Origin of the sequence: Streptomyces sp. BE20 (genome assembly GCF_036322525.1) — a bacterium.
Taxonomy (GTDB): Bacteria; Actinomycetota; Actinomycetes; order Streptomycetales; family Streptomycetaceae; genus Kitasatospora.
In genome coordinates, this window is record NZ_JAQYWW010000710.1 from 1 (window position 1) to 1,185 (window position 1,185).

Sequence of the window (1,185 nt, forward strand, 5' to 3'; positions counted from 1 at the left end):
CGTCTCCAGCAGCAACCGGTGCTGCGGGTCCATCGCCAACGCCTCACGCGGCGAGATCCCGAACACCTCCGGATCGAAGTCCCCCGCGCTGTAGAGGAATCCACCCTCCCGCGTGTACGAGGTACCCGGGTGGTCCGGGTCGGGGTGGTACAGGTTCTCCACGTCCCAGCCACGGTCCTCGGGGAAGAACCCGATCCCGTCCCGCCCGGACGCCACCAGCTCCCACAGGTCCTCCGGCGACGCGACGCCCCCGGGGTAACGGCACGCCATCCCCACGATCGCGATCGGCTCGTCGGCACGGAGCGCACGGACCGTCCGGCCCGTCGCGCCCGTCGCGCCCGCCGGGGCGACGGCGTCGGCCCGTTCGACCGCTCCGGCGAGTTCGGCACCGAGGTGCGCTGCCAGGGCGAGCGTGTTCGGGTAGTCGAAGACCAGCGTGGACGGCAGTCGCAGGCCGGTCACGGCCATCAGGCGGTTGCGCAGGTCGACCGCGATGAGCGAGTCGAAGCCCAGCTCGCTGAAGGCGCGTTCGACCTCGACCGCCTCCGGGCCCGCGTAGTCGAGAACCGCGGCCACGTGGGTCCGGACCAGGTCGAGCACCGCCCGATCGCGCTGCGGCGCCGGCAGGCCGGCCAGCCGCAGGCCCAGGGCGGTGTCGGCCCGCTTGCGGACCGGCACCCGGACCAGGCTCGCCAGCAGCGGGGGCAACAACCCGGCCGCGGCGGCCTCGCGCAGCGGGGCCGTGTCGAGCGCCAGCGGCGCGACGGCCGCCCGGCCCGTACCCAGCGCGGCGTCGAAGGCCGCGAGCCCCTGCTCGGCGGTCAGCGGCAGGATGCCGCCCTGCCGGGCCCGGGCCAGCTCGGCCTCACTGAGCCCGCCGGCCATACCCGCGTCCCACAGGCCCCAGGCCAGCGACGTCGCCGGCACGCCCTGCGCCCGCAGCTCGGTCGCGTAGGCGTCCAGGAAGGCGTTGGCCGCAGAGTAGTTGGCCTGGCCGGCGTTGCCGAAGAGACCGGCCGCCGAAGAGTAGAGGACGAAGGCGCCGAGCGTCCTGCCCTCCGTCGCGGCGGCGAGGTTGCGCGCGGCGTCGACCTTGGAGCGCAGCACCGCGTCGAGGCGCTCGGGCGTCAGATCGGCGAGGAGCGCGTCGTCCAGCACACCGGCGGCGTGGATCACCGCCGTCAC

Annotated in this window: 1 protein-coding gene; it reads right to left on the minus strand. The window is 74.9% G+C overall.

Features of this window, described 5'->3' with window-relative positions:
• Positions 1 to 1,185 (minus strand): beta-ketoacyl reductase (locus tag PUR61_RS15945; RefSeq protein WP_329879508.1); only part of this gene is annotated, 1,185 nt, incomplete at both ends.